Genomic DNA, 9,093 nt, shown 5'->3' with positions numbered 1-9,093 from the left:
TAAGCACGCCGCCAGCGTTCGTCCTGAGCCAGGATCAAACTCTCCGTTGATGTTCAAACACCCGGCACCCGATACAAGACCGAGGCGCCGAGCAAACTTTGAACCCCTGAAGGGTCCGAAAACCTGACTGAAGTCGAACAACCAGCTCAAAAAGCTAGAAGTTCAATTCAACCAAAGGATAATTCGTCCAAGACACCACACACCCACCCGCTATCGAGTGGTCGTGCCGCGCCTCGGGACGAGGTAATTGGCATCGATTTTTGACACGCTGTTGAGTTCTCAAGAATCGGACACACACCATCAACCACCTCACCGAGGAGGCCTCCGGGGCAACCCTTCAAACTTACCCGCCTCAAGCTTGGGAGTCAAACCCGCGAACCAGCCTTCAGACCGTCCGGATCGACCCGCTTGGAATCAGCGGTTCCTACCCTCCAGAGCCTACCCGATCATCTCGAGCGCTCCGGACCTTCATCCAGCCCCGGGACCGGCCAGCTTCGCTCGGTGATCTCTCACCGCCGCGGTGGCGTCCGTTCCTCCCTGTCGGGCTGACGAAGAGAACATTAACCGGGCCCTCGCGGAAAACACAAATCCGTGGCTCCACACGCGTCAGAAGTGGCGGATCGCGTTGTGTGACAACGGGATCCGCCCTCCTGACGCGCGCTCAGGCCGTCGATGCGGCCTCTCCAGCGTGCTCAGCCACGCCTGGCGGCAGCGAGGTTGCGCCGGCCGCGCTTGATCACGGCCACCGCACCGTGCAGGAAGTCGTCCTCGACGAGCACCTGGTCGGGGTCGGTGACCTTGACGTTGTTGAGCGACGCTCCTCCTTCGCCGATGGCTCGCCTCGCCCCGTTGCGCGAGTCGACGAGGCCCACGGCCACGAGGGCGTCGACCAGCGAGGTGCCCACCGCGACGTCGGCCCCGGGCAGCTCGGCGGTCGCGTCGCCGAGGGTGCGTGGGTCGAGACCACTGAGGTCGCCCTTGCCGAACAGCGCCTCGGACGCCGCCTGGACCGCAGCCGTCGCCTGGGCCCCGTGGACGAGCGTCGTCACGTCCGCGGCGAGCACGCGCTGCGCGGTGCGGCGGAAGGGCTCCTCCGCCACCTGCTTCTCGAGGTCGGCGATCTCGTCGGGAGTGCGGTCGGTGAACACCTTCAGCAGCTTGACCACCGACGCGTCCTCGACGTTGATCCAGTACTGATAGAACGCGTACGGGCTCGTCATGTCGGCACTGAGCCAGACGGCGTTGCCCTCCGACTTGCCGAACTTCGTGCCGGCCGCGTCGGTGAGCAGCGGCGTCGTGAAGCAGTGCACCGACTTTCCCTCGACGCGATGCACGAGGTCGACGCCGGCCGTGAGGTTGCCCCACTGGTCGGCCCCTCCCGTCTGGAGCGTGCAGCCGTGGGCGCGGTAGAGCTCGAGGAAGTCGAGCGCCTGGAGGATCTGGTAGCTGAACTCCGTGTACGAGATGCCCTGCTCGCTCTCGAGCCTGGCTGCCACGGCGTCCTTGCGCACCATCTGGTTGACCCGGAAGTGCTTGCCGATGTCGCGCAGGAAGTCGAGGGCGCTGATCGGCGCCGTCCAGTCGAGGTTGTTGACGAGCAGCGCCGCGTTGTCGCCCTCGAACGCGAGGAACGGTCGCACCTGCTCCTGGATGCGCGCCACCCAGTCGGCCGTCTGCTCCTTGGTCTTCAGCACCCGCTCGGACGTCGGACGCGGGTCACCGATGAGCCCGGTGGACCCACCCACGAGGCAGATGACCTTGTGTCCCGCCCGCTGGAAGTGCCGCAGGACGACGAGCTGCACGAGGTTGCCGAAGTGCAGCGACGGAGCGGTCGGGTCGAACCCGCAATACAGCGTGAGGGGTCCCTCCGCGAGTGCTTCGCGCAGCGCCGCCTCGTCGGTGGACTGTGCCACCAGGCCGCGCCACTGCAGCTCGTCGAAGATGTCCGTCACGGGTATCGGTGTCCTCTCTGTCGGTCGGGCTCCCTGCCCGCCACGGCCAAGCCTGCCGTATGCCGCCCTGCCGGAGCCACCGAGTACCGACGGATGGCCGTCCGGCCGCCCCGCGCGTCAGCGTCGCTTGCGCACGACCCCGGGCCGGTAGGCCGACACGCTCGGCTCGCCGTCGACCCAGAAGCGCCACGGATACCTCGCTCCGTCACCACCCGGTCCGCTCACCCCGACGCGGGGGCCCACGCGCACGTCGGCCGCCTCGACCGGCTCCCCCGCGCTGACGACGAGGTCGATGGGCTCGCCGAGTAGCGGGCGGCAGAAGTCGAGCCCGGTCTGCTCGCGCCCCATCGCGAGCGCCTGGCCGAGGCGCCCGGGCCCGCGGGCCCAGTCTCGCTCGCGCACCGGTCCCCTGCGGGAGCGGACGAGGCCGTGGCCGGCGACCACCTCGCCGGCGCGCACGAGGACGGCCGCGGCCGTGCCCACCTCACCCGCCACGAGGTTGACGCACCAGTGGTGGCCGTAGGTGAAGTAGACGTACGTGAAGCCTGCCGGGCCGAACATCGGCTGGGTGCGTGGCGTCATGCCGCGGAAGGCGTGCGACCCGGGGTCGATCTCGCCGGCATACGCCTCGAGCTCGGTCAGCCGCAGCGTGACCCCGCCGTACGACAGGTGTCGGCCGAGGAGCTCGGGCGCGACCTCCACGGACGGGCGGGCGAAGAACTCCCGTGGGAGGCGTTCGTCGACGGACACCTCGTCACCGTAGCCGGAGCCTCAGACGCCGGCGTCGACCCACGCGCGGGCGAGGGCTGCTCGCTCGCCGGCAGCCACGAGCTGCTCGCCGACCCGGACGGGGGCGGTGCCACCCACCGCGTCACGCGACGCGAGCGAGCCCTCGACAGAGAGCACGCTGCGCACCTCGGGCGTCAGGTGCTCGCTGATGCGAGCGAAGTCGTCGTCGGTGAGGTCCCACAGCTCGATGCCGCGGGACTCGCAGTCGCGCACGCAGGCCCCCGCCACCTCGTGGGCCACCCTGAACGGGACACCCTCGCGCACGAGCCACTCCGCGATGTCGGTCGCGAGTGCGAAACCCTGCGGCGCGAGGGACTCGAGCCGGTCGGTGTGGAAGGTCAGCGTCGCGACCATGCCGGAGAAGGCCGGGAGCAGCACCTCGAGGGTGTCGACCGCGTCGAAGACGGGCTCCTTGTCCTCCTGCAGGTCCCGGTTGTAGGCGAGGGGCAGCGCCTTGAGGGTCGTGAGCAGGCCCGCGAGGTCGCCGACGAGACGGCCGGCCTTGCCTCGCGCGAGCTCGGCGACGTCGGGGTTCTTCTTCTGCGGCATGATGCTCGACCCGGTGGAGTACGCGTCGTCGAGGGTCACGAACGAGAACTCCTTCGTCGCCCAGATGACGACCTCTTCGGCGATGCGCGAGATGTCGACCGCGGTCATCGCCGCCACGAAGGCGAACTCGGCGACGAAGTCGCGCGAGGCTGTGCCGTCGATGGAGTTCTCGACGGCGCGGGCGAAACCGAGGTCCTTCGCGACGAGCTCGGGGTCGAGGCCGAGCGACGAGCCGGCCAGGGCACCGGAGCCGTAGGGCGACGCGTCGGTGCGGGCGTCCCAGTCGCGCAGCCGGTCGACGTCACGCAACAGCGCCCAGGCGTGGGCCAGCAGGTGGTGGCTGAGCAGCACCGGCTGGGCATGCTGCAGGTGCGTGCGCCCGGGCATCGAGACCCCGAGGTGCTGCTGCGCCTGCGCGACGAGCGCGTCGACGACGTCGAGCACGAGACCACCGACGACCCGGGCGTGCTCGCGCAGGTACATGCGGAAGAGGGTCGCCACCTGGTCGTTGCGCGAGCGCCCCGCACGAAGGCGGCCGCCGAGCTCGGGGCCCACCCTCTCGATGAGGCCGCGCTCGAGGGCGGTGTGCACGTCCTCGTCGTCCTCCGCCGGCACGAACGCACCCGAGACCACGTCCGCCTCCAGCCGGTCGAGGCCATCGAGCATGCCGGTCAGATGCTCCGGCGTGAGCAGCCCGGCGGCGTGCAGCACCCGCGCGTGCGCCCGCGAGCCCGCGATGTCGTGCGGGGCGAGACGCCAGTCGAAGTGCGTGCTCTTCGACAGCGCGGCCAGCGCCTGGTCCGGGCCACCGGCGAAGCGGCCGCCCCAGAGGCTGACGCGGTCGGCGGGCTTCTCGCCGGTGCCGGTGGGGGCGTCGGTCGTCATCGGTGGTGCCTCCTGCACGTGGTACGGGTCAACAACGGGTCAATCAGTCGCGCGGACCGACGAGGGCCTGCAGCCGCTCGGCCACCGCCACCGCCTGCTTCGCGCCCGCCGTGACGATCATGATCGTGTCGTCGCCGGCGATGGTGCCCACGACGTCGGGGTCGCGGGCCTGGTCGATGGCCGAGGCGAGGTAGTTGGCGGCACCCGGCGGGGTGCGGAGCACCACGAGGCTCTGCGCGGGTGTCGCCGAGACGAGCAGCTCCTCGCACGTGCGGCGCAGGCGCGCCGAGGCCGCGTCACCGATCGAGCCGACGGCGGGCAGCTCTCCACCCTCCCCGGGGACGGCGTACACGAGGGCCCGCCCGCGGCGTACCTTGACGGCGCCGAGCTCGACGAGGTCGCGCGAGAGCGTCGCCTGGGTGACCTCGGTGCCCTCGGCGACGAGCAGGTCGGACAGCTCCCCCTGGCTGTGCACGGCGTGGGCGCCGAGGAGCTCGACGATGCGGCGCTGCCGCTGGGTGCGGCTCATGACGTGGCCTCCCCCGCCGCCCGCGCGGACGCGAGGATCGCCGGGAGGGCGTCGAGGAACCCGCGCAGCTCGCGCTCGGAGATGACGAGGGGCGGGGCGAGCCGGATCGCGGTCGGCGTGACGGCGTTGACGATGAAGCCGGCCTCGCGCGCCGCGGCCATGACCGCTGCCGACGGTATGCCGTCGAGCTCGACCGCGCGGAGCAGACCCCGACCGCGGGTGCCGGCGACGCCCTCCACGTCGAGATCGTCGAGCAGGGCGCCGACCTCGCGGACGTGCGCGAGCAGCCCGTCGCGCTCGATGGTGTCGAGGACGGCGAGACCCGCGGCGCAGGCGAGTGGATTGCCGCCGAACGTCGTGCCGTGCTGCCCTGCCGCGAGCATGCCGGTGACCTCGGGGCCGAACGTCACCAAGGCCCCGATGGGCACTCCTCCACCGAGACCCTTCGCCAGCGTCATCGCGTCGGGGACGACGCCGGAGGGTTGGTGGGCGAACCAGTCGCCGGTGCGGCCGATGCCGGTCTGGATCTCGTCGAGCACGAGCAAGGCGCCGTGCTGGGAGGTGGCGGCGCGGGCCGCACGCAGGTAGTCGGGACTCAGCTCGCGTACGCCTGCCTCACCCTGGATCGGCTCGAGGAACACCGCGGCGGTCGAGCCGTCGACGGCGGCGTCCAGGGCCTCGACGTCGTTCGGCGGCACGAAGACCACGCCCGGGAGGAGCGGCTCGAACGGCTCGCGGTAGGCCGCCTTGTGGGTGAGGGCCAGCGCGCCCGTCGAGCGGCCGTGGAAGGAGCCCTCGAGCGCCACGATGCGGCTGCGGCCCGTGCGCCGCGACAGCTTGACGGCCGCCTCGGTGGCCTCGGTGCCGGAGTTGGCGAAGAAGACCCCGGAGCCCGCCGGGGCGCCGCTCACGGACAGGATCCGCTCGGCGAGCGCGATGGCCGGCTCGGACGTGAAGAAGTTCGAGATGTGGATGGCCGACTCGGCCTGCTTGGCCACCGCCTGCACGAGTGCCGGGTGGCCGTGGCCGAGGGCGTTGACCGCGATGCCCGAGAGCAGGTCGAGGTAGCGCTTGCCGTCGACGTCGGTGACCCAGCAGCCGTGGCCCTCGGCGAGGACCAGCTGCGGCGCGCCGAACACCTGCACCATCGCGCCGGCGTAGCGCCCGAGCAGCTCGCTCCCGGTCGTCATGCGTCCTCCTGGGCCGGTGCGCCGAGCGAGCCGGAGATGTCGGGCAGCACCATCGTGCCGATGCCCTCGTCGGTGAAGATCTCGAGCAGGATCGAGTGCGGCGTGCGCCCGTCGACGACGTGTGTCTGCGGCACGCCGCCCTCGACGGCCCGGATGCAGGCCTCGAGCTTGGGCACCATGCCGTGGTCGACGCGAGAGAGCAGCTCGTGCGCCGCGCTGACCGTGATGGTCGACAGCAGCGAGCCCCGGTCGGGCCAGCTGGCGTAGATGCCCTCGACGTCGGTAAGCACGACGAGCTTCTCGGCGCCGAGCGCGACCGCGATGGCCGCGGCGGCGGTGTCGGCGTTGACGTTGAGGACCTGGCCCTCGACGTCGAGGTCGGGGGCGATCGTGGAGACGACCGGGACCCGACCGGCGTCGAGGATGTCGATGATGGCCGACGGGTTGACGCTCTCGACGTCGCCCACGAGACCCAGGTCGACCTCCTCGCCGTCGACGACGGTGCCGCGGCGCCGGGCGCCGAGCAGCCCGGCATCCTCGCCGGAGAGCCCGACCGCGATGGGGCCGTGCTGGTTGAGCAGGCCGACGAGCTCGCGCCCCACCTGGCCGGTGAGGACCATGCGCACGACGTCCATGACCTCGGGCGTGGTGACGCGCAGGCCCCCCTTGAACTCGCTCTCGAGGCCGACGCGCTCGAGCATGGCCTTGATCTGCGGACCGCCGCCGTGGACGACGACGGGCCGCAGCCCGGCGTACCGGAGGAAGGCGATGTCCTCGGCAAAGGCCGCCTTGAGGGCGTCGTCGACCATCGCGTTGCCGCCGTACTTCACGACGACGAGGGCGCCGCGGAAGCGCTCGAGCCAGGGAAGCGCCTCCACGAGGGTGGCGGCCTTGCTCGCTGCCACGCGGATGGCGGCGGCGTCGATGAGTCCGCGCAGGTTGCCGCGCGTGGACGTGGCGCGGGCGTTGTCGGGGCTCATGTGCTGTAGGCCGAGTTCTCGTGGACGTAGTCGTGGGTCAGGTCGTTGGTCCAGACGGTGGCGGTCTCGGACCCGGCGTGCAGGTCGACGAGGACGTGGACCTCGCGCGGCGTGAGGTCGACGAGGCCGCGGTCGTCGCCGACGCCGCCGGCGCGGCAGACCTGGACGCCGTTCATCGACACGTCGAGCGTGGCGGGCTCGAACGCCGCCCGGGTGGTGCCCACGGCCGCGAGCACCCGGCCCCAGTTCGGGTCGTTGCCGAAGATCGCGCACTTGAACAGGTTGTTGCGCGCCACGGCCCGCGCGACCTCGAGGGCGTCGTCGACGGTGGCTGCACCCGTCACCTCGATCGCGATGTCGTGGGCGGCGCCCTCGGCGTCGGCGATGAGCTGTCGGGCGAGGTCGGACGAGACGGCCGTCAGGGCGTCGGTGAGGCTCTCGCGCCCCACCGTCACGCCCGACGCACCCGAGGAGAGCACGACCACGGTGTCGTTGGTCGACATGCAGGCGTCGGAGTCGATGCGGTCGAAGGAGAGCGCGGTGGCGGACCTCAGGGCAGCGTCGAGGTCGGCGGGGTCGACGACGGCGTCGGTCGTGACCACGACGAGCATCGTCGCGAGCGCGGGGGCGAGCATGCCGGCCCCCTTGGCCATGCCGGAGACGGACCACCCCTCACCGGCGTGGGTCGCGACCTTGTGCACGGTGTCGGTGGTCTTGATGGCGACCGCCGCGTCCTCGTGTCCGTCGGGCGACAGCGCCCCCGCCGCGGCGTCGATGCCGGCGATGATCTTGTCCATCGGCAGCAGCTCGCCGATGAGGCCGGTCGAGCAGACGACCACGTCACCCGCCGAGACCCCCAGCACCCCTGCCACGTGCTCGGCCGTGCGGTGCGTGTCGAGGAACCCCTGGGCCCCGGTGCACGCGTTGGCACCCCCCGAGTTGAGCACGACGGCATCGACCCGACGGTCGGCCACGACCTGGCGCGACCACGTGACCGGGGCGGCCTCGACCCGGTTGCTGGTGAACACGGCGGCGGCGTGGTGGTCGGGACCGTCGTTGACGACGAGGGCGAGGTCGGGCGTGCCGCTGGCCTTGAGGCCGGCGGTCACCCCGGCGGCGCGAAAACCGGCCGGCAGCCGAACGGTCGGCGCGCTCACGGTGCCACCCCCGCGATGGGCAGGCCGAGGGTCTCGTCGAGACCCAGGGCGATGTTCGCGCACTGGACGGCGGCGCCGGCCGTGCCCTTGGTGAGGTTGTCGACGGCCGAGACGACCACGACCCGGCCCAGCCGCTCGTCGACGGCGAGCTGCAGCTGGACGTGGTTGCTGCCGACGACCGCAGCCGTGGTGGGCCAGGAGCCCTCGGGCAGCACGTGGACGAAGGGCTCCGTGGCGTACGCCTTCTCCCACGTCTCGCGGACCGCCGCCGGGTCGGCGTCGGGCCGCAGGCGAGCCGTGCACGTCGCGAGGATGCCGCGCGGCATGGGGGCGAGGGTCGGCGTGAACGAGACGGTGACCGGCCGACCCGCCGCCCGGCCGAGGTTCTGCTCGATCTCCGGTGTGTGGCGGTGGCCGCCACCGACGCCGTAGGGCGACATGGAGCCCATCACCTCGCTGCCGAGCAGGTGGGGCTTGAGGGACTTGCCCGCGCCGGACGTGCCGGAGGCGGCGACGACGACGACGTCGTCGGGCTCCAGCAGGCCGGCCGAGAAGCCGGGCGCGAGGGCGAGCGAGATGCCCGTGGGGTAGCACCCGGGCACCGCGATCCGCCGCGCCCCGGCGAGCCGCTCGCGCTGCACGGAGCCGGCCGGCCCGGGCAGCTCCGGCAGGCCGTAGGGCCACGAGCCGGCATACGCCGTGTCGTAGAAGGTGGTCCACGCCGCCTCGGACTCGAGCCGGAAGTCGGCCCCGCAGTCGATGACGACGACCGAGTCGGGCAGCCGGGCCGCGAGCGCGGCCGAGTGGCCGTGCGGCAGCGCGAGGAAGACGACCTCGTGGCCCGAGAGCGTGTCGACGTTCGTCTCCTCGAGCACGCGGTCGGCGAGCGGGACCAGGTGGGGGTGGACGGCACCGAGCCGCTCCCCCGCGCTGCTCGCCGCCGTGACGGCACCGACCTCGAACTGCGGGTGGGCGAGCAGCAGCCGGAGGATCTCTCCTCCGGCGTAGCCGCTCGCCCCCGCTACTGCTGCCCTGATCACAATGCATGACTATACACGATCA

The 9,093-nt window shown here is 71.8% G+C and carries 8 protein-coding genes; all 8 read right to left on the bottom strand.

Annotated elements, in window-relative coordinates:
* Positions 1-692: 692 nt before the first annotated feature.
* Positions 693-1,952, bottom strand: a complete 1,260-nt coding sequence (gene tyrS, locus ACYVNR_RS02570; protein ID WP_045193126.1) for a tyrosine--tRNA ligase — start codon at positions 1,950-1,952, stop codon at positions 693-695.
* Positions 1,953-2,069: 117 nt separating this feature from the next.
* A complete protein-coding gene (locus ACYVNR_RS02565) occupies positions 2,070-2,702 on the bottom strand; it encodes a DNA-3-methyladenine glycosylase (RefSeq protein ID WP_461046352.1) in 633 nt (210 codons plus the stop codon).
* Positions 2,703-2,723: 21 nt separating this feature from the next.
* Positions 2,724-4,175 (bottom strand): argininosuccinate lyase, encoded by a 1,452-nt coding sequence (gene argH, locus ACYVNR_RS02560; protein WP_461046350.1) that lies wholly within the window; start codon positions 4,173-4,175, stop codon positions 2,724-2,726.
* A gap of 43 nt (positions 4,176-4,218) precedes the next feature.
* Positions 4,219-4,704, bottom strand: coding sequence for an arginine repressor (gene argR / locus ACYVNR_RS02555; protein ID WP_458801085.1), 486 nt, complete (start codon positions 4,702-4,704; stop codon positions 4,219-4,221).
* Positions 4,701-5,894, bottom strand: coding sequence for an acetylornithine transaminase (locus ACYVNR_RS02550; protein WP_461046347.1), 1,194 nt, complete (start codon positions 5,892-5,894; stop codon positions 4,701-4,703). The genes argR and ACYVNR_RS02550 overlap by 4 nt, the downstream gene beginning before the upstream one ends.
* Entirely contained in the window at positions 5,891-6,874 is a 984-nt protein-coding gene (gene argB, locus ACYVNR_RS02545; protein WP_045193121.1) for an acetylglutamate kinase, read from the bottom strand. Before argB ends, ACYVNR_RS02550 begins: the two co-directional genes overlap by 4 nt.
* A complete protein-coding gene (gene argJ, locus ACYVNR_RS02540) occupies positions 6,871-8,031 on the bottom strand; it encodes a bifunctional glutamate N-acetyltransferase/amino-acid acetyltransferase ArgJ (RefSeq protein WP_461046345.1) in 1,161 nt (386 codons plus the stop codon). The genes argB and argJ overlap by 4 nt, the downstream gene beginning before the upstream one ends.
* Positions 8,028-9,071, bottom strand: coding sequence for an N-acetyl-gamma-glutamyl-phosphate reductase (argC, locus tag ACYVNR_RS02535; RefSeq protein ID WP_461046343.1), 1,044 nt, complete (start codon positions 9,069-9,071; stop codon positions 8,028-8,030). The genes argJ and argC overlap by 4 nt, the downstream gene beginning before the upstream one ends.
* Positions 9,072-9,093: the final 22 nt, after the last annotated feature.

This window comes from Terrabacter koreensis (assembly GCF_054783315.1).
This window is presented reverse-complemented; position numbering and strand designations above follow the sequence as displayed.